The sequence below is a fragment of the Bacillus sp. AFS037270 genome (assembly GCF_002585305.1).
On record NZ_NUNF01000013.1, the window covers coordinates 150,400 to 175,044 of the forward strand.

Annotated in this window: 20 protein-coding genes, 1 tRNA gene and 2 pseudogenes; 11 read left to right on the forward strand and 12 right to left on the reverse strand. The window is 39.4% G+C overall.

Annotated features, from left to right (window positions below; all coding sequences use genetic code 11):
* Positions 1–69: 69 nt before the first annotated feature.
* The 7 genes and pseudogenes from COD92_RS06655 to COD92_RS06685 all read right to left on the reverse strand — a co-directional run bounded on the left by COD92_RS06655 (position 70) and on the right by COD92_RS06685 (position 7,045).
* Positions 70–1,377: a Gfo/Idh/MocA family protein gene (locus COD92_RS06655; protein WP_098528402.1), complete on the reverse strand. Its 1,308-nt coding sequence runs from the start codon at positions 1,375–1,377 to the stop codon at positions 70–72.
* A gap of 133 nt (positions 1,378–1,510) precedes the next feature.
* Positions 1,511–2,264: pseudogene (gene kduD / locus COD92_RS06660) on the reverse strand (2-dehydro-3-deoxy-D-gluconate 5-dehydrogenase KduD).
* Positions 2,265–2,288: 24 nt separating this feature from the next.
* Positions 2,289–3,131: a sugar phosphate isomerase/epimerase family protein gene (locus tag COD92_RS06665; protein WP_176541103.1), complete on the reverse strand. Its 843-nt coding sequence runs from the start codon at positions 3,129–3,131 to the stop codon at positions 2,289–2,291.
* 107 nt (positions 3,132–3,238) lie between these two features.
* A complete protein-coding gene (kduI, locus tag COD92_RS06670) occupies positions 3,239–4,069 on the reverse strand; it encodes a 5-dehydro-4-deoxy-D-glucuronate isomerase (RefSeq protein WP_098528400.1) in 831 nt (276 codons plus the stop codon).
* A gap of 41 nt (positions 4,070–4,110) precedes the next feature.
* Positions 4,111–5,124, reverse strand: coding sequence for a sugar kinase (locus COD92_RS06675; RefSeq protein ID WP_098995970.1), 1,014 nt, complete (start codon positions 5,122–5,124; stop codon positions 4,111–4,113).
* Between the two features lie 17 nt (positions 5,125–5,141).
* Positions 5,142–6,227 carry a beta-galactosidase BglB gene (gene bglB / locus COD92_RS06680; protein ID WP_255286577.1) on the reverse strand — a complete coding sequence of 362 codons (1,086 nt, stop codon included), beginning with the start codon at positions 6,225–6,227 and terminating at the stop codon, positions 5,142–5,144.
* 143 nt (positions 6,228–6,370) lie between these two features.
* The gene (locus tag COD92_RS06685; RefSeq protein WP_255286576.1) at positions 6,371–7,045 is read right to left on the reverse strand and encodes a rhamnogalacturonan acetylesterase; all 675 of its coding nucleotides are present in this window, start codon (positions 7,043–7,045) and stop codon (positions 6,371–6,373) included.
* 404 nt (positions 7,046–7,449) lie between these two features.
* On the opposite strand from COD92_RS06685, the gene COD92_RS06690 reads away from it, so the two are divergent.
* Complete coding sequence (locus COD92_RS06690; protein WP_098995971.1) at positions 7,450–10,023, forward strand: rhamnogalacturonan lyase; 2,574 nt, start codon at positions 7,450–7,452, stop codon at positions 10,021–10,023.
* 342 nt (positions 10,024–10,365) lie between these two features.
* On the opposite strand, the gene COD92_RS06695 is transcribed toward COD92_RS06690, so the two are convergent.
* On the reverse strand, positions 10,366–10,893 hold the full coding sequence (locus COD92_RS06695) for a methylated-DNA--[protein]-cysteine S-methyltransferase (protein WP_098528397.1): 528 nt from the start codon (positions 10,891–10,893) through the stop codon (positions 10,366–10,368).
* A complete protein-coding gene (locus COD92_RS06700; RefSeq protein WP_098995972.1) occupies positions 10,877–11,482 on the reverse strand; it encodes a bifunctional transcriptional activator/DNA repair enzyme AdaA in 606 nt (201 codons plus the stop codon). The genes COD92_RS06695 and COD92_RS06700 overlap by 17 nt, the downstream gene beginning before the upstream one ends.
* 198 nt (positions 11,483–11,680) lie before the next feature.
* Between COD92_RS06700 and COD92_RS06705 the strand changes: the two genes are divergently transcribed.
* A complete protein-coding gene (locus COD92_RS06705; protein ID WP_483295669.1) occupies positions 11,681–12,529 on the forward strand; it encodes a DNA-3-methyladenine glycosylase family protein in 849 nt (282 codons plus the stop codon).
* A gap of 265 nt (positions 12,530–12,794) precedes the next feature.
* On the opposite strand, the gene COD92_RS06710 is transcribed toward COD92_RS06705, so the two are convergent.
* A complete protein-coding gene (locus COD92_RS06710) occupies positions 12,795–12,983 on the reverse strand; it encodes a hypothetical protein (protein ID WP_098528395.1) in 189 nt (62 codons plus the stop codon).
* Between the two features lie 458 nt (positions 12,984–13,441).
* Between COD92_RS06710 and gntK the strand changes: the two genes are divergently transcribed.
* The 4 genes and pseudogenes from gntK to COD92_RS06730 all read left to right on the forward strand — a co-directional run bounded on the left by gntK (position 13,442) and on the right by COD92_RS06730 (position 18,837).
* Positions 13,442–14,986 (forward strand): gluconokinase, encoded by a 1,545-nt coding sequence (gene gntK, locus COD92_RS06715; RefSeq protein ID WP_098995973.1) that lies wholly within the window; start codon positions 13,442–13,444, stop codon positions 14,984–14,986.
* A 16-nt stretch (positions 14,987–15,002) separates the two neighbouring features.
* Positions 15,003–16,643: a dihydroxy-acid dehydratase gene (gene ilvD, locus COD92_RS06720; protein ID WP_098995974.1), complete on the forward strand. Its 1,641-nt coding sequence runs from the start codon at positions 15,003–15,005 to the stop codon at positions 16,641–16,643.
* Between the two features lie 14 nt (positions 16,644–16,657).
* Complete coding sequence (locus COD92_RS06725) at positions 16,658–17,296, forward strand: bifunctional 2-keto-4-hydroxyglutarate aldolase/2-keto-3-deoxy-6-phosphogluconate aldolase (protein WP_098528392.1); 639 nt, start codon at positions 16,658–16,660, stop codon at positions 17,294–17,296.
* Positions 17,297–17,484: 188 nt separating this feature from the next.
* Positions 17,485–18,837, forward strand: a pseudogene (locus COD92_RS06730) (GntP family permease).
* Between the two features lie 382 nt (positions 18,838–19,219).
* On the opposite strand, the gene COD92_RS06735 reads toward COD92_RS06730, so the two are convergent.
* Positions 19,220–19,292: transfer RNA gene (locus tag COD92_RS06735), tRNA-Val, on the reverse strand.
* Positions 19,293–19,460: 168 nt separating this feature from the next.
* Between COD92_RS06735 and COD92_RS06740 the strand changes: the two genes are divergently transcribed.
* The 5 genes from COD92_RS06740 to COD92_RS06760 all read left to right on the forward strand — a co-directional run bounded on the left by COD92_RS06740 (position 19,461) and on the right by COD92_RS06760 (position 23,995).
* On the forward strand, positions 19,461–19,685 hold the full coding sequence (locus tag COD92_RS06740; protein WP_098528390.1) for a WYL domain-containing protein: 225 nt from the start codon (positions 19,461–19,463) through the stop codon (positions 19,683–19,685).
* A gap of 99 nt (positions 19,686–19,784) precedes the next feature.
* The gene (locus COD92_RS06745) at positions 19,785–20,507 is read left to right on the forward strand and encodes an alpha/beta hydrolase (protein ID WP_098528389.1); all 723 of its coding nucleotides are present in this window, start codon (positions 19,785–19,787) and stop codon (positions 20,505–20,507) included.
* A gap of 112 nt (positions 20,508–20,619) precedes the next feature.
* Positions 20,620–21,132: a YjcG family protein gene (locus COD92_RS06750; protein ID WP_098528388.1), complete on the forward strand. Its 513-nt coding sequence runs from the start codon at positions 20,620–20,622 to the stop codon at positions 21,130–21,132.
* Positions 21,133–21,138: 6 nt separating this feature from the next.
* Positions 21,139–21,585: a GNAT family N-acetyltransferase gene (locus COD92_RS06755; RefSeq protein WP_098528387.1), complete on the forward strand. Its 447-nt coding sequence runs from the start codon at positions 21,139–21,141 to the stop codon at positions 21,583–21,585.
* A 109-nt stretch (positions 21,586–21,694) separates the two neighbouring features.
* The gene (locus COD92_RS06760) at positions 21,695–23,995 is read left to right on the forward strand and encodes a UvrD-helicase domain-containing protein (protein WP_098528386.1); all 2,301 of its coding nucleotides are present in this window, start codon (positions 21,695–21,697) and stop codon (positions 23,993–23,995) included.
* 22 nt (positions 23,996–24,017) lie between these two features.
* Here the strand turns inward: COD92_RS06760 and spoVIF are convergent, their stop codons facing one another.
* On the reverse strand, positions 24,018–24,272 hold the full coding sequence (gene spoVIF / locus COD92_RS06765) for a sporulation-specific transcription regulator SpoVIF (RefSeq protein ID WP_098528385.1): 255 nt from the start codon (positions 24,270–24,272) through the stop codon (positions 24,018–24,020).
* Positions 24,273–24,645 lie beyond the last annotated feature (373 nt).

Sequence of the window (24,645 nt, forward strand, 5' to 3'; positions counted from 1 at the left end):
ATTTTATCGGCGCTTTTTCCCGTCTTATCGCAAAAAAACAAAAAACACCGTTTGGCCCCTAATAGCTCACTAGACTAATTGTGAAGAATCACTAGTCTGCTTTAATAATTCTTTAATACTAAATGGGCGATTTTCCTTAGCTGACCGCCATACACCTTCACCAACTGCTATAGAATAAGCCCCCGCTTCGGCACCCGCTAAAATTTGATAAGGACGGCTCGGATCAACCCCCATAAAGAGATCTTCCTGTAGCAATGGGTCTCCCCCGCCATGTCCCCCTTCATTTTGCAATACATGAATGATTTCCTTTGAACCGAATAGCGGATAATATTCAATCGTCTGTTCCGGGAATGGGAAAGGAATTCTGCTTGGTTCATGAAATTCTGTCGTTTCAATTCTCCCTTTTGTCCCATTTATAGCTAGGCGATAACCCTCATATGGAAGGGAAAAATTAACTGAATAGCTTAAAAAAGCACCTTTATCGTACTTAACTGTCACTGCATAAGTATCTTCAATTTCGATTTCATGGTCGAAAATACAAGAATCTGGACGATAATTCGTATAGTTTTGCGCCGACTTTTCAATACCCTCGGATTTGATGTGATCATCCTTTACTGCCAGGTTATTTCGGCGGTTCGACCAGCGCGTATAATATTGGCAATTTTGTCTTTCCTGACAAGTACTGCAGTAACGATGATCAGTTGGACTTGGATTTAATTCTCCGTCTTTACCATAATAATTTAAGGCACCATAGGCAAAGACCTGTTCCGGCTTTTGATCAATCCACCAATTGACCAAATCGAAGTGGTGAGTTGATTTATGAATTGATAAACCGCCTGAACGATTTCGATCGCGATTCCAACGCTTGAAGTAACTGGCCCCGTGGTAGGTGTCGATATACCAGTTCAAATCAACAGATGTAACTCTGCCAATCTTCCCTTCTAAAATCATCTCCTTAATTTTTCGATGGAAAGGATTATAGCGGTAATTGAAGGCCACAATTACTTTTCCATTACTTCTTGCTTCCGCCTCCATTACCCTTTTTGCATCATTGGCAGTAGTAACCATCGGTTTTTCCGTGATAACCGTTAAATCATTCTCTAAACCTTGTAAAATATAATCGATATGGGTATCATCCCGGCTCGTAACCACAACTGTATTCGCATTAGTCTCTTTAATCATTTGATGAAATTGGGTTGGATGATAAGCAGGGATTGAACTTAAAGTCGGAAAGTTTTCCTTTGCAATCTCAATTCTGCGTCCATCCGGATCGAGTAACCCTACAATTTCATTTTGCTGCGAAAATTGTGTTAATACTGGCTGAATAAACATCCCAAGTGCACGATTGCTTAGTCCGCAAACTACGATTCTATTCATTTCGTTCCCTCCATTGCCGCATGCTAAGTTTGTTTTTTCACTTATTTACCTATAAAAAATCCCCATCGTAATTCTGTTTGGAAGCAAAATTAAAATGGGTATTTTGATTTAATGAACTTTATAGATACTTCAATTAAGAGCTTAACCAGCCGCCGTCTACCGGTAAGATGTGACCGTTAACGTAATTGGAGGCGTCAGAAGCTAAGAAAACGACCGCTCCTTTTAAATCTTCTGGAGTCCCCCAACGTCCCTGTGGAATTCTTGAGGTAATAGAGGCATTCCGGCTTTCATCCCCACGAATTGGAGCCGTATTATCCGTCACCATATAGCCAGGTGCTATCGCATTCACATTTACGCCTTTGCCTGCCCACTCATTTGCAAATGATTTTGTCAGACCTGCCACCGCATGTTTGCTTGCTGTATAGGCAGGTACACGTAATCCACCTTGGAAAGATAACATAGAGGCAATATTAATGATTTTCCCTGAGCCTTTTTCAATCATATGTTTGCCCACTTCACGGCATAATTGAAAAACGGCATGTTGATTAACATTAATGACTTCATACCAATCTTCATCTGAGAAATTCTCCTTGTGCACGACGAATGATGCCAGCATTGTTTACTAAAATATCAATTTGTCCGGCAACGGATAAAGCTTCAACAACAAGCTCACTTGGCGCCCCTTGCTTGGACAAATCTATTTTAAGGTCATGAAAAGTTCCGCCGATTGCTTCAATCTGCTCACGAGTTGCTGACATATCGCTCATGCCTGCACCAATGACGGTTGCCCCCGCTTCGGCTAGACCAATTGCCATGCCCTGGCCAAGTCCCCGGCTTGCACCAGTGATAAGGGCCACTTTCCCTTCTAATGAAAATAAAGATTTCATGTTACTTCCTCCTTACAAGTCGTTTTAGGCTTGTTCGTACTTATTTTTTAAGAACACGAGACTTTCATTAATAAAAGGTTCTGTCGTTTCTTCCATTAAAATATTGATATAAGGCTTTTTCTGTTTAACCTGTTTCAAGACCGTATCATAATTTAAAAGTCCCTGGCCAACTGCAAGTGTCTTCAATTGGTTATCCTCTACAACAAAATCCTTAGCATGGAGAATTACAATTCTGTCACCTAACAGTTCGAATGCTTCCCGGATAATTTGGTCCTGTTCTTGATAGGTATCAACCGTTAATAAATTGACAGGATCAAGAATTACTTGAAGATTATTGGAATTGACCATGTCCAAAAGCCGTTTCATCACTTTCGAAGAATAAATCGGATGATTCACACCCGCTTCAATACCTACTATGACTCCAAATTTCTCCGCTTCCCGCACTAGTTCTCGAACACTTTCAACCACTTCCAGAAACGGCTCTTCTTTAAAATTTTCAACTGTATAAACAATTTCGGGATTGACGTTACCCGTTTCGGTCCCGACTATACTGCAGCCAAAATCCCTTGCAAAGCGGATATGCTCTTTAAAACGCTCAATCCCTTTTCTCCGTTCTGCATGGACAGGATGAATCATGTTGAAATAACAGCCTAATACTGCAATTTGAACATTTTTTCGCGCGAACGCTGCGCCAATATGATGAGCCAAACCAGGACTTAATGCCCCTGGTTCGAGCTTCATATAATCAAAGGATTTACCTAAGGCTAATTGAACAGATGTGAGCCCTTTCCCTGCTATCTCTTCTACTAACTCTTCTAGGGGACGATTTTCCACATCATGTGCTCGTATGCCAATGTTCAACTCCATCACCTACATTCTGTTTTTCGAAAATAAAAACATCTTATCTGAGAGAAATACACCTCATTCGGAAGTTAACTTCCTTATCAGAGAGTTAATTTATTCCTAGGAAGCAACTACCTTAAATCTTCCATTTTGACATGATCCATGTCATCATATGTGATGTTTTCACCGCACATCCCCCAAATAAAGGTGTAATTGCTTGTAGCAGTTCCTGTATGAATGGACCAGCTTGGGGAGATGGCTGCTTGTTCGTTTTTCATAACCAAATGTCTTGTTTCATCCGGTTTACCCATGAAGTGGAAGACACGAGTTTCCGGTTCCATATCAAAATATAAATAAACTTCCATACGGCGTTCATGTGTATGACAAGGCATAGTATTCCACACGCTTCCAGGTGATAACATTGTTAATCCCATTTGAAGCTGGCAGGACTCACATACATTCGGATGAATATATTGGTGGATTTTTCGTTCATTTAGGGTTCCAGCGCTGCCTGCTTCAAGCGGTTTAATTTCATTAATATCAATTTTTACTGTAGGATATTTATGGTGTGCAGGAGTGGAATTGATATAAAACTTAGCTGGATTTTTAGAATCATTGGATCTAAATAAAACCTCTTTGGTCCCTTTTCCTACATATAAGCCGTCATAGCGCTGCATATCATATTCTTCACCGTCAAGAATGACTAGGCCGTTTCCGCCAATATTGATAATCCCCATCTCACGGCGCTCTAAGAAATAACTTACTCCTAACTCTTTATCAAGTTTAATGGTCAATTCCTTTTCAGCAGGAGTAACGCCACCGAAAATCATGCGATCCACATGGGTATAAGTTAGATGGACCTGATCCGCTTCGAAGAGTGTTTCTACTAAAAACTCCCTTCTTAGTTCCTCAGTATTATATTTCTTCATATCTTCCGGATGATGTGCATAACGAGTTTCCATTTTCCATTCTCCTTTTCTATGTTTCTATTTTTTTAAATTCCTTAGCGGACAATTTTGCCTGCTTCGTTGTCCAATATTTTCGCTATTTCCTCTACTGTAAAAGCATTGCAATCTCCATGAATCGTATGCTTTAGTACTGATGCCATTGACGCAAAGGAAATGGTCCGAGATAATGACCATTTTTCTAAAATGCCGTGCAACACCCCCGCCGCAAAAGCATCCCCTCCTCCTACTCTATCCACAATATGATCGATCAAATGCTCCGTGGATTGGATCAACTCACCTTTCGTATAGATGTTGCCTTGCAGCTTATTGGTCGAGGCCGAAAGAACCGTCCGAAAAGTGGAACCCATGTATTGGATATTCGGGTACAACTCAGTTATTTTTTCATAGTAGTATTTAAGTTTTTCTTCTTTTAAAAGTGAGTCATTTGCAGGTTCGATACCTAGTAAATGACTAGCATCCAATTCTCCGCAAAAACAGATATCAATATAGCCCAAGAGCGGCTTTATCGCTTCCGAGCACGCTTGCTGGCTCCATAACGATGCCCGATAATTAAAATCAAGACTGGTCATAATTCCTGCTTCTTTTGCCTTCTTAACTGCCAACAACACGAGATCCCTTAAATTCTGTGATAGTGCAAGAGTGATTCCGGTAACGTGAAATAAGTCAATTCCTTGGAATAGTTCATCAAAGTTTAATTCTTCCATCGATAAACTGGAAAAACTGGAATACTTTCGATCATACGTTACTTGTGCACTTCTACCGCCTACTCCGCTCTCCAGATAATAGGTTCCTAACCGCTCTCCGCCTTTTATAAGGAAATGGGTATCAACACCATAAGATTTTAGATGTCTTTCCACAGCAGCGCCCAGTGGGTTATTCGGGATCTTGCTGGCAAATTTAACATCATGACCAAACTGTGAAAGAGACACCGCCACATTGGCCTCTGCCCCGCCATAATGCATCAACAGGTTATCTGCTTGAAAAAGTCTTTCTCCTGATTTGGTAGAGAGACGCAGCATAATCTCTCCAAGCGTCACTATTTTCTTCATGTTAATACCCCTCAAATTTAAATTCTGTAATACAAGTACTCTACTAAAGAAAGAATAGCCATGGATTGTCCATAAGGCATGCCCGTTACAGGGATTTCCTTGTAAAATTCTTGTGTTTCTCCCATTGCTGTTCCTGCCGATACATGCTGCAATTCCCCTTTTTCGTCAATATTCTCAACCACTGCCTGTATCGCTTTTAGTCCCATATTTAAATACTTTTTATCCGTATAACGTTTCCGAACAGCCTTTAAGGTTCCAAAAGCGAAGCCTGCTGTACAAGAAGCCTCAACATAGGAGGTTGGGTCGTTTAGCACCGTTTGCCATAAACCGCTTTCATTTTGGTAAGTTTCAAGTGCCTCAATTTGTCTATTTAGCGTGTCAATGAGTACCTGACGGACTGGATCGTTATCTGGTAAATCTACTAAATCCAAAAACTCTGGAATCGCAATCGTTACCCAGGAATTGCCGCGTCCCCATAATGCTTCCGCAAAGTTGTGATTTCCTTCAAATGTCCAGCCGTGGAACCATAATCCCGTTTTTTTATCGAACAGATATTTAATATGTACCAAGAATTGTTTTTTCGCTTCTTCAATATACTCCGGCTTGTTCAGTAATAAACCGATTTTTGTTAATGGTAAAACACTCATCATTAACGTGTCATCCCATAATTGTTGATAATTCTCAGATCCAAACACGACATGTTGGATTCCGCCATCCTTTGTCCTTGGCATATCATGATACAGCCAATCCCCCCAAGTTTCTAAGTATGGAAGATAAGTAGGATTGTTGGTTTCTTCATACAAATAGGCAAGTGTTAGCATTTGCACCATTGTGTTAACGTTTTTTTCGACCGGCGGTTCTTTAAACTGATCGTCGAACCATTTTACAATTATATTTAATACGTTTTCATTTTTTGTCAGTTTATAATACTTCATCATTCCATACAGGCCAACACCGGCTGTCCATTCCCAATAGTTAAAGCTCTTATTATCAATTTTTCTGCCATCGGCAAGCGGAATGGCATACTTCCCGTCTGGATCATTTAAGTTAACTAGGTTATCAATCAATAATTCAATTTTCTTTTCAATTTCATTTCTGTGCAATTTGATTACCTCCACTAATGTTATTGAAAGAGCGTGTAAATAAATGAAATTTTAGTGTTAAGCATTCACCTTTTATTATATGGAAACCCTTTTTTTAAATAAATTTAAAATTCCGTTTTCTTTTATTAAAAAACAGTGTTTTCTTAAGACTGATTTTCAAGCACATATACGAACTTTGAAATGGGCAGCTTTGTCCTACTAATGCCTTCCGCAACAAGTTTAGCCATTTGTTTAGCCCCTTTTTTGGTAAAATGGGTAAAATCCGTTTCATTGACAGATGCCATAAAAAAAGTAAAAGCTTCCTCATAACCAATGGATTCGAATAACCTTAAACTTTTTTCCATTAAATCAATGAAAACCACGTTTTCTTCTTTGGCTATTTCTTTCATTGCTTGGCAGTATTCTGGGAAATCATTAATAAACTGGTCATTTTCACAATGCAGCCTGGCAACAGGTGTAATGAGTACCGGTTCTGCCTGACATTTCCTGGCACCGTCCACATACATTTTTAAATAGTCTTTATAGGTAGTAGAAGGATCCGTATAACGTTCACGTTTATTTGCAGTGGCGTCATTATGCCCCATTTGGATCAACAAATAGTCGCCTTCCTTCATTTCCTCTGCAATTTTATGTAATCGCCCTTCCTCAACAAAGGTTTTAGAGCTTCTCCCGCCGATGGCATGATTGATTACCTGAACATCATTTGTTAGATAGTTTTGGAGAAATTCTCCCCAGCCGCCCTGATCTTTTTCGCTTAGACCATAGGATTGGACAGTCGAGTCCGCTGCTAGAAAAATGCTAATTTTATTTATAGTCAAGTATAATCCCCCTTTCAATTCCACCAGCTTAAATATCGGTCTTTTAACAAATACCATAACCAGAACTTGCTTACCATTAGACATTTTTGCACCTGCAAATTACCTTGTTGTACTTTTTTGCCTTGTTAGTACCTTTTTGAAACAGCAGAAAATCGGTCCTTTTGTACTGTGAAAATAGGTACAGATCGTCATTTAGGGCTTAGAGCGCACTGTATTTTCACCAAAAATAACGGAATTTTAAATTAAGTATTCAAAATAATTAAAATATAATGAAGATGATTTTTCTCAACCTAGAATCCACTTACGTTTGATATTTAAAGAGGGAGAGGTGATTCATTCACCTTATTGTAAGCGTAATCATACCTGCCAACTTTTCGAAAAGAAATTTTTAGGAGGATAAAAATTTGAAAAAACGCTCTATCACTAAAAAGCTATTATCTACCACAATCGCATTACCCCTGCTATTAACAAGTGTTTCAACCGCCACTGCCAGCGGGGTCCAAAACAACCAACCTTCAACCAAGTTCCAGGGAAAAGGAGTACAGTTAGAATACCTTGATCGTGGTTTAGTAGCCGCCTCTACATCTGAAGGGGTTTTTTTAAGCTGGCGCCTGCTGGCAAATGAAGTAAAAGGATCTTCTAAAACAGGATTAACTGGTGTGGATTTTAATGTCTATCGCGACGGGAAAAAGATCGCAACGGTAACGGACAGTACCAACTTCTTAGATAAAGGCGGAAGTACTACATCTAAATACTATGTAAGTTCCGTTTTAGACGGTAAAGAATTAGACCAGAGTGCTTCCGTCACAGCATGGGGGCAAGCCTACTATGATTTGGCTCTAAAAAAACCAGCAGACGGAGTAACCCCAGCTGGTGAAACCTACACTTATTCGGCTAATGATATGAGCGTTGGAGATGTTGACGGCGACGGGAAATACGAATTTTTCGTCAAATGGTATCCTTCTAATGCCAAGGATGTATCACAAGTAGGCTACACCGGCAATACGTATATTGATTGCTATAAGCTTGACGGCACTCTCCTCTATCGAATTGATTTAGGAGTAAATATTCGTTCCGGCGCCCATTATACCCAGTTCCTTGTATATGATTTTGATGGGGACGGAAAATCGGAAATCATGTTCAAAACTGCGCCAGGAACAAAGGTGATTAAATACGACCAAGCAGGAAACATCACCTCTGAAAAATATATCACCATGCAGCAAAAAGACATTGAGGCTGGATACAGCAATACTGATGATTATCGAATGAGCAAAGAAGATTATTATAATCATGTGGTTAAAATGTTTATGAACTGGGAGAAGCAAGAAGAGGTAATGAATGGGCATTGGCCAAAAACACTGGAAGAGTGTTTCGGAATCGAAAAGAAATATAGCTATCCACTTTCGAAAGAAGATGCCAAAAGCTTAGCAGATTATTTTATGGATGTATATGCCCCCAGCCGAAGCAGCAATAACAAGCTAAGAAACTTTGAAGGTTTTATTGTTGACGGCCCTGAGTATTTGTCTGTCTTTAATGGTGAAACAGGTGACGAAATGGATACCATTGACTATAAACCTGGACGTTATGACGATGGCTTGATGTGGGGAGACTACGCGATGGCAAGGATTGAGCCGGGAAACCGTGTCGACCGGTTCCTTGCAAGTGTAGCTTACCTGGATGGTGAAAAGCCTTATGCTGTTTTTGGCCGCGGTTATTACACAAGAACCAATCTGGTTACATACAGCTGGGATGGAAAAAAACTGAAGGAAAACTGGGCGGTTGACAGCGGATGGACACCAATGACTAATCCATTTAATGATGGTCCTCATGGCAGAAACGGTACAGACCCTGTATATGGTTCGATTACTACCCAAGGAGCCCATTCACTAAGTGCTGCAGATGTTGACGGGGATGGAAAGCAAGAAATTGTTTATGGTGGAGCAACCATCGACGATGATGGATCCTTAATGTATAGCTCCAAAGACACTATGCCTCCTCAAAGTGCAGCACCTGGAACTACCGCTCGACTTGGTCATGGAGATGCCCTTCATGTGACAGATATCGATCCAAACCGCCCTGGCATGGAGATTTTTATGGTCCACGAAGGTGCTGCCTGGGCTCCATATGGCTATTCACTGCGTGATGCAAAAACAGGGAAAACTATTTATGGCGGCTATACCGGTAAAGATACTGGACGAGGTATGGTTGGAGACGTTGATCCATCACATCCTGGTTTAGAAACATGGGCTGTTGGTTTATGGACTGCGGATGGACAAAAAATTAGTAATACTGCACCAGGAACTAATATGAATATTAAGTGGGCTGCAGATATGACTACACAGATTGTAGACGGGGCACGTGATGTCACTCCTACTATTAAAGATTGGAAGAAAGGTACTGTGCTCACTGCTGAGGGTACAAGAACTAATAATGATACAAAGGGAAATCCCGGGTTAGTAGCTGATATATTCGGTGACTGGCGTGAGGAACTCCTTGTCCGTACTGCCGATAGTTCTGCCATCCGGGTTTACCTCAGCACGGAAGTGACAAATCATAAATTGTATACATTAATGCATGATCCTCAATATCGCGCGGAAGTAGCTAGGCAGAACACAGCCTATAATCAGCCTTCTTACCCAAGCTTTTATTTTGGAAGTGATACCAACTGGGCTAACGTTCCAATCAATGTATACTGGACACCTGGTGTGTTGTCGGTTTTAGAAAATAAGATCAAGGAATACGAAGCAAATGGGGAGTTATCTGGACCTATTATTCCACTGTTAGAAAATTCCCTGAAACAGGCGCAATTCCACTTAGAAAAAGGTTCGGTTGATACTGCACTGACTTTTGTAGAAAAATTCGCTTCTGAATTAACCAAGAAAACGAATCAGGCCTATTTATCATCCAATGCCAAATTAAACCTAAGCCATGATGCACATGAAATGATAGATATGTTAGAAAAAGCAGAGAATAAATAAGACAATTTGCAGATAGAGTGTCTCAACTTGCGGTTAAGCTACTCCTACTTGCGGATAGAGTATTTCAATTTGCGGATAGTCTACTCCCACTTGCAGATAGAGGTTTCAATTTGCGTAAAGCAATTCATTAACTGAAAAAGAAACTTAAACTTGTAAAAGGTGTCAAACAACTGATGATTATAAGTTGTTTGACACCTTTTTTTATGAGATTAGAGAGTATATAAGTTTTTGACTTTGAGAATTGTCTAGCTCCTGCGCCTAGCCCCTCGATGGTCTACAGCCAATCCGTCCAAAAGGTTAAAAAGNNGCTTGTCGGGGCTGACCAAGGCGCTTCCGCTTTTCTTATTGTGATAATCCTTGTCGTTCCAACTCCAGAAGTCGAGTCTTCATCTCTAAACCCCCCCGATAACCAGTCAACGCTCCGTTCTTTCCTACTACACGATGGCAAGGAACCGTTATTAAAATGGGGTTAACGCCAATTGCTGTACCAACAGCCCGAACGGCAGCGGGTTTGTTTATGGTATTGGCTATTTCGGAATAAGATCTAGTTTCTCCGTAGGGGATCTCACTCAAAGCGGTCCACACCGATAGTTGAAAGTCTGTTCCATTGTAATCAAACGGAATGGTAAAGCATTTCCGTTTGCCATCTAGGTATTCAACAAGTTCATTCTCATATTGCTTGAGTTCTTCCCGACTTTCAACAATAGGACTTCCGGGAAAGCGTTTCGCTGCCCATTCAGCTAATTCCTCAAATGGCATACCCTGTGAACCTACAAAGCAAAGTCCCTTTGAGGTAGCCGCAATGTACATCTTCCAATCTTTATAGTTTAATATTGACCAATAGATAGTCGGCTTAGTCTGAGATTTCACTTTCCCATTCCTCCGTGTTACATTTTGACTGACGGTATTGTGCAGGTGTTTCTCCCGTCTTCTTTTTAAAAAGTGTAATAAAATAAGGTGTATTAGGGATACCTGCCATTCTAGATATTTCAGTAACTGCTCTGTCAGACTTCATTAAAAGGTCTTTAGCCTTTATGATCCTGACTTCTTGAATATATTCAACAGGTGTCATCCCTTTTACTTTTTTAAAGGTTCTCTGCAAATGATAGGGACTTCCATGACTGATGTCCGCAAGCGTTTCAAGCGTCAATTTGCTATTATAATTTTCATTGATAAAATTAGTAATCATATTGATCCATTGTTGGTCAGGCAAGTTTTTTTCATTGGGCTTACAGCGTTTACACGGACGGAAGTTGGCTGCAAAGGCTTCTTCTGCACTTTGAAAGATTCTAACATTATCTTTTTTGGGAACTCGTGACTTGCAGGAAGGTTTACAAAATATCCCTGTGGTTTTTACCGCGTAAAAAAATAAACCATTATACGAAGCGTCGTTTTCGATAATTGCCTGCCATTTTTCAGCTGTTATCATTCCGTTATCAAAACCTTTTTGTCCACTCATTGTTCCACCTCTAACCGTATTATAACGCACCCCAAATAAAAATAGCCTGTTTTGCAAATAGAAAAGCAAGATTACGAAATCATTTTTTGTGATAATAATAGTAAAAGAATGCGGGTGATTATTTTGACAAACGTAAGAGAAAATCATTGGTTTGACGGTAATGATAAGCTTTATATTCATTTACCGCTAGACTTTAATATGGCTGCAAATCTTGGCTATTTAGGACGGAATAAGAATGAATGCATGTTTGACATTGAAAATAATGTGATTACAAGAGTAGTTCATTCAGGGGTAGCCAACAGACTTGTTGAAATGTACCTAAATGATAATAACCAAATGATTGTTCAGTTTATAGATTCTACACCAGATGAAAAAGAATTGAAAAAAGTTTTTAGTTTCATTTGGGAATGGTTTGACTTAGACCGGGACTTATCTCCATTTTACAGAATGGCCAAAGAAGACCCGCTGCTTGAAAAACCAGCCCAGGAATTCCGCGGATTAAGGGTGATTGGTGTGACCGACTTGTTCGAGGCCCTTTGTTGGGGCGTTTTAGGGCAGCAAATTAATTTAGCGTTTGCCTACACTCTAAAAAAACAGTTTGTTGAAAGATTTGGGGAGTCTATAGAATTCAATGGTAAGAAATATTGGACCTTCCCTACCTATAAACAAATTGCTAAATTAACACCGGAGGACTTAGCGGATATTAAAATGACTGTGAGAAAGAGTGAATATATTATTGGCATTGCTAAGTTAATGGACAGTGGTGAACTTTCTAAAGAAAAACTATTAGCAATGGATTTTAAAGACGCTGAAAAAAGTTTGATTAAGATACGCGGGATTGGTCCATGGACAGCCAATTACGTATTAATGCGCTGCTTACGATTTCCGACAGCTTTTCCGATAGATGATGTCGGTTTGCATAATGCCATTAAGTTCTTGAGGGGTTCGGAGAAAAAGCCTTCGAAGGAAGAACTCATGGAACTTTCATTAAACTGGTCCGGCTGGCAGGCATATGCTACGTTTTACTTATGGCGGGTTCTCTACTAGTTACATTATTATTGTATCCTCAGGCTGGACTAGGTTGATTAATGTTTGATTTATGAACATACAAGTATATGAAGGTCTTGAAAACAATTTCTATTCTTGAAGGTTTATAATGAAGGCTGTTACCCTTCAAGGCACTAAAAATATACAAGTTTTATTTGAAGCTTTCTGAAGAATTGTCCTCAAATAAACTTCCTTTTGAAAATTTAAAACAGGTTCACTAATTTCCGATTGGGATACAGTATCCATATTCTGCGAGTGAGCATTATTAATGGCCTTTAAAAGGACCAATCTGCCCCTGCCCGCTCCAACCATACGGGTGATCTCGTAAAGTTAAACTATCTGGAATCTGGACTGGATTATTTTTAAAATCAATCGTTGTATCATTACTTCCCCGCGGCCACTTAATTACTTCTGCATCGGTAAATTCCTCAATTAATTCTTTGATACTTTTCATTTTTGTATGAGTAAATAAGATGCTGTATTATTCACCATTGCAAGGACATGAAAGGATTTTGCTGCCTCGACCTTTAAATTTGTCGTTCCCTTTCCCCCCCAGTTTTATTAGAGCCATTGTTATGTTCCCTATTGAGAAGGATCCATCAAATAGCCCCATAATATCGTTAAAAAAACTTCATTGCCGAATGTTTCTTCAAAAAACAGCTTTTTCCCCAGTTTTATTTCAGATTCGTTCCCTGCTTCTTCTTTTGAGAAAGCTGATTTGATTTGACGGGATGTTAAGGCAAAAGATAAAAATTATTAACATTTTGTGAAAACGGTTCCTAAAGATGTAACATTTAGTATAATAGCTTTGTAGAAATTTTTTTTATTTTACATTATTTTTTGATGAAATATTTTTTAATGTTCAAAATGAAATTCATTTAAAAAAAAAACAAACTTAAGGAAGGTGTAAGAGTGACTAAGTCATCCTATTATTTAGGCGTTGATATTGGAACAACTAGTACGAAAGCCGTGCTTTTTAAGAAAGATGGGTCTGTAATCAGTATGCATCATGTTGAGTATCCGCTTTATAGTCCTGCTCCCTCAATTGCGGAGCAGAATCCAGATGAAATATTTCAAGCAGTAGTAGAAGCAATAAAATTTTCTGTGTACAAAGGGGGTATTAAATCAGATGACCTTAAACTTGTATCGTTCAGTTCTGCCATGCATAGCGTGATTGCTGTCGATGCAAACGGAAAACCACTTACCCGCTGTATAACTTGGGCAGATAGCCGGGCAACAAGGTGGGCAGAGAAAATAAAAAATGAAATGAATGGGCTTGATATTTACTCTAGGACAGGCACTCCTATTCATCCAATGTCACCGTTAACCAAAATTGCATGGTTAAGGACTGAGCATCAGGATCTATTTTCTAGAACCAGTAAATTTATTGGTATAAAGGAATATGTCTTTTATAAATTCTTTGACAGATATATTGTCGACCACTCCATTGCCTCAGCTATGGGTATGTTTAATTTAGAAAATCTCTCATGGGATAAAGAAGCTTTAAAGGTTGCCGGGATTTCAAGTAATCAATTATCGGAACCAGTGCCGACCACATTCTATTTAACGGGGCTAAAAGACGAATATGCCTGTGAAATGGATATTTCAAAAGAAACTCCGTTTGTTGTAGGAGCAAGTGATGGTGTGTTGTCTAATCTAGGGGTTAATGCGATAGACCCAGGTGTTGTTGCTGTCACAATTGGGACAAGTGGTGCAATCAGAACGGTTACAAATAAACCAGTTACAGATCCGAAAGGAAGGATTTTCTGTTATGCATTGACTGAAAAACACTGGGTCATTGGCGGGCCTGTAAATAATGGCGGAATGACATTTAGGTGGGTTAGAGATGAACTCGCTTCTGCTGAAGTAGAAACCGCAAAGCGCCTCGGAATCGACCCTTATGAAGTGTTAACAAAAATTGCTTCCCGTGTTTCACCGGGTGCGGATGGCCTTATCTTCCATCCATATCTTGCGGGTGAGCGGGCACCGATTTGGAACTCCAATGCAAGAGGCTCATTTTTCGGTCTTGGACTCCACCATAAACGAGAGCATATGGTAAGAGCCGTGTTAGAAGGAGTTATATTAAATCTTTATACCGTCCTACTCGCTCTTCAAGAAATGATTGGCGTACCAAACAAAATTCAGGCTACAGGTGGATTTGCAAGATCAGAGTTATGGCGACAAATGATGGCCGATATTTTTAACCAAAAGGTAGTAGTTCCCGAAAGCTTTGAAAGTTCTTGCTTAGGGGCTGTTGTTCTAGGAATGTATGCTCTTGGGGAAATTGAGGACTTCTCTATCATGTCAGATTTGGTTGGATCTACTTATGAACATGAACCATCAGAAGAAAATATTGAAATTTATCAGGACCTTATAAAAATTTATATTCGAGTTTCTAGACTTTTAGAAAATGAGTATGACGAAATAGCTGATTTTCAGAAAAAATGGATTAAATAGAGAGGATGAATATGGTATGGAGAAAAACCGCATTTCTACAATAAAGCCTTATACACGGGCAATTTTAAAAGCACATTTATGTTCCTGTGGGGTAGATTACAATAAAATGGACAGACCTGTGATTGCCATAGCCAACTCTTGGAATGAAATTGTACCTGGTCATGTTCATTTAAGGGAGCTCGCAGATCGTGTTAAAAAAGGTGTAATCGAAGCTGGAGGGCTCCCACTTGAATTTAATACAATAGCCGTTTGTGATGGAATTGCTCAAGGCCATGATGGTATGAAATATTCCCTTCCAAGCAGGGAGGTTATCGCAGACAGTGTAGAGACGATGGTGAATGCTCACGGTATCTTTGACGGAATGGTTGTACTGAGTTCTTGTGACAAAATTGTTCCTGGAATGCTAATGGCTGCAGCTCGACTAAACCTACCAAGTCTTGTCGTTCTTGGTGGTGTAATGCCAAATCATATTAAACCGAAAGAATCTAAAGTGGCACGTCAGAAATTCCTTGCAGGAGAATTAGATGAAAAAGGGTTAGTAGAAGTTACGAAAAAGTATTATCCAAGTGCCGGAGCATGTCCTTTCTTAGGTACCGCTAACACCATGCAAGGTCTATCTGAAGCTTTAGGGATGGCAATGCCTAAATCATCCTGGATGCAAGCTCTTTCAGATGAGCAGTTAGATGCCGCTGAAGATGCTGGACGGCAAGCAGTTGAATTAGTCAAAAAAGGAATTAGACCAATTGATATCTTAACGGGTGATGCCTTCAAGAATGCTATTTCCGTACTTCTAGCCATGGGTGGTTCCTTAAATGCCTGTCTGCACCTCCCAGCAATTGCCCAAGAAGCAGGAGTGGAACTACCTTTTGATTTATTTGATGAAATCAGCCGGAAAGTACCTTTTATTGCTGGGGTTACACCAAACAATAATGAATTTACTACCAACGATCTACAAAGAGCAGGTGGAATTCCGGCACTAATGAACGAACTGTCACCATATTTAAATTTGGATGCATTGACTGTTACCGGGAAGACAGTTCGTGAAAACATTAAGGGTTCCAAAGTATTAGATCGTGAAATCATATATACATTAGATAAGCCGATTGACCAGGAAGGCGGAATTGCTGTTTTAAAAGGAAATCTTGCTTCACAAGGTGCACTTGTTAAACAATCGGCAATTCCTGAAGAGCTCAGAAAGTTTTCTGGTCCTGCAAAAGTCTTCGACTCTGAAGAAGAATTCCTTGAGGTATTTGATTCGGGAGGCATTAATGAAGGCGATGCAGTCGTTATCCGTTATGAAGGACCAAAAGGCGGTCCTGGTATGAGAGAGCTGCACCGTTGTACGGAAGTATTAGGTAAGTTTAAGAAAATCGCTCTAATTACTGACGGAAGATTTTCAGGAGCGTCTGCAGGTCTTTCCATTGGGTATGTCAGCCCGGAAGCTGCGGAAGCAGGTAATATTGCCCTTGTTCGTGACGGGGACATTATTGAAATAGATATTGCGAATCGAATGCTGTCAGTAAATGTAAGGGATCAAGAACTTGCTATGAGAAAAGAGCATCTCGAAATACTTAAACATGAAGCTAGTAAATTCTTAAGATTATATTCAGCTAGTTCAGCTTCTGCAGCTATGGGTGCAGTCAGAATTATAGATTAATAGAGGTGAATAAGATGTTAAAAAAATATGATATTTTAAATAAAATTCAAAAAGGAAAAGTTGTCGCTGTTGTCAGAGGTAGAAATGCAAATGATGCATATGAAATTTCAAAGGCTTGCATTAAAGGAGGGATTAAAAATATAGAAGTAACTTTTACTACTCCAGGTGCCCTGGAAGTCATTAAAATGCTTTCCGATGAAACAATAAAATCGAATGCAGTCATTGGAGCAGGAACGGTCTTAGATCCAGAAACTGCTCGAATCGCTATGTTGAATGGTGCTGAGTATATCGTAAGTCCTCATTTTTCACAAGAGATTAGTAAAATTTGTAATCTTTATTCCATCCCTTACATGCCAGGATGTTTAACGGCGACCGAGATGGTTGAGGCATTAAAAACAGGCGTTGACGTGGTAAAGGTCTTCCCCGGCGGTCTCGCAGGTACATCCTATATCGAGACTATCAAAGGACCTCTGCCTAATATTAACCTAATGCCGTCAGGCGGAGTCAACTTAGATAATGTAAGGGAATGGCTCCAAAAAGGCAGCTTTGCCGTGGGGATTGGCAGCGTTCTGACAAAAGATATTGAACCTGATAACTATGAAGAAGTTCAGAAACTAGCAAAACTATTCATTGAAAAAGTCCAAAATTTGTAAGAGAAGTAGTTTATGTGTCATCACCGCCTTTCACTAGGCGGTTCCTCTTAGTTTTTTGTATGACATAAATTGTTAAATTTTTTTTAAAAAAACTAATTGATTAAAGAAATATTTTTCCGTATAATCGGGATAGAAAATGTAAGTGCTTTCATATTAGGTTATTTAAATTTTTACACAGGGGGATTTATATGTTATTACTTATTGTTCTAGCCGCTGTAGTCGTTTTATTGCTGTTGATTACTTGGGCAAAGCTGAACCCGTTCGTAGCTCTAATCATTACAGCAATTGGCGTTGGACTTGCAACAGGTATGCCGCTCGTTGCTCCAGATCCAGAACACCCAGGTATTATTGATTCAATTAAGACAGGTATGGGAAATACATTAGGATTCCTTGCCATTGTTCTTGGATTAGGTACAATGCTTGGAAAAATGATGGCAGAGTCAGGCGGAGCAGAGAGAATTGCTCAAACACTAATTAACCGCTTTGGAAAAAAGAGTTCACTGGGCAATGATGTTCGTTGGATTTATTGTAGGTATCTCAGTATTCTTCCAAGTAGGATTCGTTCTTTTATTACCACTAGCATTCACAATTGCTCGTCAAACAGGTGTCTCACTTGTTAAAATCGGTGTTCCGCTTGTAGCAGGACTATCTGTTGTTCATGGATTGGTTCCTCCCCACCCTGCAGCAATGGCAGCGGTAGGAATCTTTAAAGCAGATGTAGGTAAAACTATTTTTTATTCCATAATTGTAGGTCTTCCAACAGCAATCTTAGCTGGTCCAGTTTTTAGTAGTTTCATAGGAAAGCGTATTCACAAGGGTGTTCCAAAAGAATTAGCAGAGCAAATGGTCGCTCCTAAAGAATTACATGAACTGCCAGGCTTCTTTAATACAGTTTTTACTATCTTAGTTCCAGTTCTCCTTATGCTTGCTTCTTCTGTATCAGAATTAGTATTAGAAAAGAAAAAGGCAGTTTTGGATACAATTTCTTTCACTTTGTTGGGGATGCTGTTACTGCATTATTAATTGCAACGGTTTACTCATTCTTTAGCCTTGGATTCTTCCGTGGCATGAACCGTGAAAAAATCTTAAAATTCACTAATGAATGTTTAGCTCCAACAGCTTCTATCATCTTAGTTATCGGCGGCGGAGGCGCATTCAATAAAGTGTTACTGGATTCAGGTATTGGTACTTACATTGCTGAATTAGCACAAGCTTCTCATGTATCACCTATTCTTCTAGGATGGGGAATTGCTGCAATGATTCGTATTTGTACAGGTTCCGCAACTGTTTCTATGATGACAGCAGCAGGTATTGTTGCTCCAATCGCAGCTTTAGTCCCTGGCACAAACGTTGAACTTCTTGTATTGGCAACTGGTGCTGGCTCATTAATAGCTTCACATGTAAATGATGCAGGTTTCTGGATGTTTAAAGAATACTTCGGACTATCTGTGAAAGAAACATTAATGACATGGACTGCTTTAGAAACAATTATTGCGGTAGCTGGTTTAGTATTCATTGAGATTTTAAATATCTTTGTATAAAAAGTAAACTAGTCCTTTGTATGAGAACTGTACCACATATTATGGTGAGTTTATAAAAAGGCCTATGATGTTAACAGATTAACAGATAACCTCGGTATTCACCGGGGTTTTTATTTTATTTAGCGAATCTAGGGTGTTTAGAATTATAGATATTTCAGCAGACCACGCAACTGCTTGATCTTGGGCGAATCATGCGAAAAAATGCAGTTGTTCCATTTTGAAAGTCATTGTTCTGTATTCCAGCCTGGCCCACCAAACGTGCATGTCCCAAATGGGCTTTTACCCGACACACGGATAAGTGGTGACAATTGTTCCGACATAAAGTTTTCGTTATATACAAAAAAACCTTGGTAACACAACGGTTACCAAGGCTTTGTATGAATGACCTGTGAGGGGTTCGAACCCCCGACCTCAACCCTGTCAAGGTTGCGCTCTCCCAGCTGAGCTAACAGATCTCTTATTAAGCTACAAATCTAATTATAGTGAAAAAGCTCAGAATGTCAATACCATTTTAATCAACTTTTCGAAAAAATACTTTTTTAGAACAAACGTTCCCATTTAACTTGAATAAAGAACTAATGTTCGGTTATAATAAAACTATAAACGAAAAAGGAGTGTTTACCATGGATGGACTTTTAATTCGTTCAATCGAAGAACACCTGCCAATTGAAATGATTTATCTTGCTGAGAACAAAGAGCTTTCCCAAAGAAAGCTAATCGTGAAAGAAATAAACGATGACTACATTCGGGCCTATTGTCTGCTTCGGAAACAAGTGCGCACGTTTAAACGCGAAAACATTTTATCAATTATGCCGGAAACTCGTTCACCTAGAACGTACCTCCATTAAACATACCCCACCTCCCACAACCATTCCCTTCCCTATTAACAACTTCTTTCTAGTTATGATAAAATGCACTTGTATCAAACGAACTACGGGGGGATTTCCATGCAGTATCCAAAAGGCACAATCAAAGAATATACCTTTCATAGCTCAGAACTACAAGAAACCACGCAGCTTCTTATCTATCTGCCAGCAAACTTTTCACCACTTTTCAAATACTCACTGTTAATTGCTCAGGACGGCAGAGATTATTTTCAGCTTGGACGGATTGGGCGATTAGCAGATGAGTTACTTTTTAAACAAGAAATTGAAAATTTAATTATTGTTGGGGTACCCTATAAGAATGTACAAGACCGACGGCGGAAATACCATCCCGATGGTGATCAAAACCACCAGTATATTCGTTTTCTAGCACACGAATTAGTTCCCTTTCTAGATAAGGAATTTCCAACCTATCAGATGGGTTCCACCAGGGCATTAATTGGTGACTCTCTTGGAGCCACTGTTTCTTTAATGACGGCAGTCCACTATCCGCATTCCTTTGGAAAAGTATTGCTTCAATCACCATATGTCGATGAGCACGTCCTCAATTTAGTAGAAAATTTTAAAGAAGGGCAGCTTTTAGAAATTTATCATGTGATTGGAACTCAAGAAACAGAGGTCCCAACTACGGACGGGAAAGTAAAAGACTTTTTAGGTCCAAACAGAGTACTTGCCAATAAAATACAAGCAAAACCAATTACATACTTTTTTGAAGAATTTAATGGTACCCATACATGGACCTATTGGCAGCCTGATTTAAAGCGGGCGCTTAAAATGTTTTTTTAGAACTTCTATAGAAATTTTAATTTATTTAATGTATTTAGAAAATTTGCTATAATGATTGAAAGCGATTTTATCAATGTTTTTGTAAAATAATCTCAATATTGGAGGTAACCGCATGAAATTTGGTGTTGTCATTTTCCCATCGAAAAAGCTTCAAGATGTAGTGAATTCTTATCGTAAACGTTACGATCCGCATTATGCTCTTATTCCTCCGCACTTGACATTAAAAAGTGCTTTTGAAGCAACAGAAGAAAATGCCAAGATTTTTGCTGATAAACTACGTAAAATTGCTGAAAAGACGGGCCCCTTTTCATTAAAAACGGCGAAAATCAGTTCCTTCAAGCCAGTAAATAATGTAATCTATTTTAAGGTGGAACCAACGAACGAGCTTTCCACCCTACATTCAGAAATCAATCGAGAATTGATTGATGGAAATACAGAATATGCCTTTGTCCCTCATATTACGATTGGCCAAAAGCTGTCAAACGATGAACACTCTGATGTTTATGGTTCACTCCGGATGACAAAGATTGATCATGAAGAAACGATTGACCGCTTTCATCTGCTTTATCAATTAGAAAATGGTTCTTGGACCGTATATGAAACATTTCGGCTTGAAAAGGAATAGTAAGACGTGAAAATCAAAGTGGTTGAAAACCAAAAAGAACTTGAAGATGCCTTTTCTATTAGAAAAATTGTTTTCGTTAAGGAGCAAAATGTTCCGATCGAAGAGGAAATAGACCAATACGAGGATGAAGCAACTCATTTTGTTATGTATGGAGATACAGCCACCCCCCTTGCTGCCGGTAGATTCCGTGTTGTTGATGGTTATGGTAAAGTCGAACGAATTTGTGTGTTAAAAGAAGCCCGTAAGACCGGAGCAGGAAGATTAATGATGAATGCCATCGAAACCTTCGCTCGGAAACAAGGCTTACACAAACTAAAACTAAATGCCCAAACCCATGCGATTCCCTTCTATGCAGGACTTGGCTATGAGATAGTATCGGGAGAATTTTTGGATGCAGGTATTCCTCATAAAACGATGGTAAAACAAATTCCTACAGAAGCACTTGCCGACTAACTGGCAGGTGCTTCTTTTAGCTGGATAATTAATCAAACACTTTCCGAAGCTGGCTGGTTTTGTTAAGATAGAACATGTGTTATTTTCGTGAAATAGAGGTTTTAAATATATGAAAACAGCTATCTACCAACAACAGCTAATTACACTATCACAATTGGCTCGAGATCAGTACCAAAAAATTTACTTAGCGGGGAAAAATGGAGAACTTGACTGCCCCACCTGTCAGGAAAAGGTAAAATTGTTTCTTGGAATCCAAATGGAGCCGCATTTTTTTCATGTCCATACACCCGAAAAAAAATGCCTTGATCCTGATCCCATTATAGAATCGGATGATACTCCACTTTATATCGAGCGGAATGGTTTTAAAATCCCCCAAGGACGGACCATTACCGTGACAAATGCAAACCTAGAACTATTTCAGCATGCTAAACCGATTGAATACTCCCTTCCTTATACACCAACTAATAAAAATGTTGGACAGGAACTGCCAACCTATTTAAGACTGCTTGCTGAAAAAGGAGTAGTTCTTGATAAAAGCCAAGTGGATGCCGTTATGGAAACAGATGGCTCATTATTAGTCCTAGCAGGAGCAGGGAGCGGAAAAACACGTGTTTTAACGGCGAGGACTGCTTACATGCTCGAGGTAAAACAGGCCGATCCTGGCTCTATTATGCTTGTAACCTTCACCTCCAAAGCGGCTGCAGAAATGAAAAATCGTTTGCTTTCCTATCCAAATATGCAGCGGGGAAAGATCAATCAACTTGTTACCGGTACCTTTCACAGTATCTTCTATCGAATCTTAATGTTCCATGATGCCGCCCATTGGTCCTCAAATAAATTACTCAAGAAGGATTGGCAGCGCGATAAAATCCTTAAAGAGGCTGGGAAAGACCTCCAATTGTCTGAAAAGGAATTTGCTTATGATTTAGCACTGCAGCAAATTGGTTTTTGGAAAAATTCTCTTCTCATGCCGCATGAAGTCAAACCCACATCTGATTGGGAAGAGAGCGCGGTTTTTTTATATAAAAAGTATGAAGAATATAAACAAAAAGAAGGATTATTTGATTTTGACGATATGTTAATTGGCTGTTATCAGTTATTTATTTCGTCTCCTCCCCTTCTAGAGTATTACCAGGATAAGTTCCAATACTTTCTAATTGATGAATTTCAAGACATAAACAGGGTTCAATATGAGCTGATTAAACTGTTATCTGGCAAACATAAAAATGTCTGTGCGGTTGGTGATGATGACCAGGCCATCTACTCATTCAGGGGCAGTGACCCAAGTTATCTTTTAGATTTTGAAAAAGACTTTCCTATGGCAAAATTAGTAACTCTTGAGCAGAATTATCGTTCTTCACATGAAATTGTCGCTGCTGCTAATCAAATGATTGCTCTTAACAAAAAACGAAGATTAAAACGCATGGAAGCACAGTACGCTTCGGGAATCCTTCCTCAATTGTTTTTTCCATATGATGAAGAAGAAGAGGCTACAATGATTGTTACCGATATACAGGAGAAAATTTCACAAGGTGCAAAACCCGGAGATTTTGCCATCCTTTATCGGACAAATGTCAGCTCGCGGGCAGTCTTTGAAAGATTAGCCGCCTCGAACCTCCCTTTTAAAATTGATCTAGATGCCGAAGCATTTTACGAACGCTTTATCGTTAGAAGCGCTCTTGCCTTTCTAAGGGTAAGTTTAAATGAAGACGACCCGAATGCCATGAGCGATTTATTGCCCTTATTATTTTTAAAACAATCGGTCCTTAAAGACCTAAAAGCCGAAAGCATTCTGAAGGATTGCAGCCTTCTGGAGGCCCTTTCTCACCTAAAAACTGCTCACGCTTTTCAAGAGAAAAAATTAAAAAAGGCGGTTACCCTTATCCGCGGGCTTAAACATTTATCTCCGTCTGTTGCGATTGAACAAATCGAAAAAGAAATTGGATTCCTTGATTTTCTAAAGAAACGCGGGAATGAATCGAGTAAGCTTGAAAAAGGCTCTGATGACTTAAAAGATCTTAAAGTTGCAGCAAAAAGCTTTACAACGATAGAGGCTTTGTTGGAACACGCACTCCATATGTCGGCCATGAATAAGGAAATTAAGAATATGAGCAGACATTTCACTGACGCGATCACGCTTAGTACCATCCACCGGGCTAAAGGGCTGGAATATAAAACGGTTTATATGATTAGTGCTGTAGACGGCAGCTTACCGCACGATTTTGCCCTTGAATCTTACCGAGCCGGCGATAATGATCCACTTGAAGAAGAAAGAAGATTATTTTATGTAGCGATGACTAGAGCAAAGGAGGAGCTGTTAATCTCCATTCCAAGTAACAGGCGAGGAAAGAAAGCTAACCGTTCCAGATTTTTAGCTCCCATCAATAAAAAGAGGAAGACCAATTTGTAAAAACAATTGGTCATTCCTCTTTTTATTTTTTATTCATCATTTGAGCAATCGTATTAAAATCAAGCTGCTTTCCATCGTTAATAATCGATTTCACAATTTGATCTTCCATGTCTTTACTTACCGGTTTGTTGGCAATTTGTGAAACTCTTCGGATGACATTACGAACTGTTTTTTCATCTTTAAAGTTAGCATTTTGTAGGGAGTTAGCTAAATCAAAAATATCTTTCATATTAACGCCTGTTTTCTTTTCTATGTTCTTAAAGAACCCATTATCCATGGTAAAATTTCACGCTCCTTCATAGACTACTTTATTCTATGAAGTTGGGAAAAAAAGGTGAATGTCATGAAATTAACTACAAAGATAAGGGTTATATATTCGGACTGTCTTCAGTGGATCCATGCTGGTATTGTCCGAATGGGCGTTGTGTTCGGACAATACAAAGCATTTTGACAGCGAGTCCAGTCCGAAGGCGCTTTGCCTTCGAACACTCAACAGCTTTTTTAAGCGAGTTCTGTCCAAAGCCGCCTTGCCTTCGGACACTCAATAGCTTTTTCCAGCAGTTTCTGTCCGAAGTCGCCTTGGTTTCGGACAATCAATAGCATTTTTCAACGAGGCCTGTCCGAAGATGTCTTGCCTTCGGACAATCAAT

Coding starts and splice junctions, on each gene's coding strand:
- COD92_RS06655 (WP_098528402.1), bottom strand. CDS start 1,377: ATGAATAGAATCGTAGTTTGCGGACTAAGCAATCGTGCACTTGGGATG.
- COD92_RS06665 (WP_176541103.1), bottom strand. CDS start 3,131: ATGGAGTTGAACATTGGCATACGAGCACATGATGTGGAAAATCGTCCC.
- kduI (WP_098528400.1), bottom strand. CDS start 4,069: ATGGAAACTCGTTATGCACATCATCCGGAAGATATGAAGAAATATAAT.
- COD92_RS06675 (WP_098995970.1), bottom strand. CDS start 5,124: ATGAAGAAAATAGTGACGCTTGGAGAGATTATGCTGCGTCTCTCTACC.
- COD92_RS06700 (WP_098995972.1), bottom strand. CDS start 11,482: ATGAGTGGACAAAAAGGTTTTGATAACGGAATGATAACAGCTGAAAAA.
- COD92_RS06705 (WP_483295669.1), top strand. CDS start 11,681: ATGGCTGCAAATCTTGGCTATTTAGGACGGAATAAGAATGAATGCATG.
- COD92_RS06710 (WP_098528395.1), bottom strand. CDS start 12,983: ATGAAAAGTATCAAAGAATTAATTGAGGAATTTACCGATGCAGAAGTA.
- ilvD (WP_098995974.1), top strand. CDS start 15,003: ATGGAGAAAAACCGCATTTCTACAATAAAGCCTTATACACGGGCAATT.
- COD92_RS06725 (WP_098528392.1), top strand. CDS start 16,658: ATGTTAAAAAAATATGATATTTTAAATAAAATTCAAAAAGGAAAAGTT.
- COD92_RS06740 (WP_098528390.1), top strand. CDS start 19,461: ATGGATGGACTTTTAATTCGTTCAATCGAAGAACACCTGCCAATTGAA.
- COD92_RS06745 (WP_098528389.1), top strand. CDS start 19,785: ATGCAGTATCCAAAAGGCACAATCAAAGAATATACCTTTCATAGCTCA.
- COD92_RS06750 (WP_098528388.1), top strand. CDS start 20,620: ATGAAATTTGGTGTTGTCATTTTCCCATCGAAAAAGCTTCAAGATGTA.
- COD92_RS06760 (WP_098528386.1), top strand. CDS start 21,695: ATGAAAACAGCTATCTACCAACAACAGCTAATTACACTATCACAATTG.
- spoVIF (WP_098528385.1), bottom strand. CDS start 24,272: ATGGATAATGGGTTCTTTAAGAACATAGAAAAGAAAACAGGCGTTAAT.